Source organism: Streptococcus sp. HMSC074B11 (assembly GCF_001808705.1).
Taxonomy (GTDB): Bacteria; Bacillota; Bacilli; order Lactobacillales; family Streptococcaceae; genus Streptococcus.
The window spans coordinates 1-271 of record NZ_KV794238.1 but is presented as its reverse complement, the minus strand read 5'-3'; the positions used below and the strand labels follow the sequence as shown (position 1 = coordinate 271).

The following is a 271-nucleotide window of genomic DNA, read 5'->3' as shown; positions in this document are numbered from 1 at the left end:
GTTTGACTGTGAAGAAGATCTTTTGTTCTGTTTTGAGAGCCTTCAATACTTTATCCAATGAACGCTCAGGAATGTTCAACTTCTCTCGTATCTCTTTTTTCGTCGTCTGGATAAATGGATCCTCAGATTGATAGAAACCTTCTAAATAGGCCATTACGTCTGTTTTCCATTCATAGAGATGACTATTCTTCCTGTCAGCACGTTTCTTCTTAAACTTGTACCAACGTTGCTTCACAAAGAGATCTGAAGCCTTGAGTTCCTGATTGACCCA

1 pseudogene is annotated in these 271 nt (G+C 39.1%); it reads right to left on the bottom strand.

The annotated features are described in order from the left end of the window. Positions 1–271: pseudogene (locus HMPREF2619_RS01690) on the bottom strand (replication protein RepR); the annotation flags it as partial.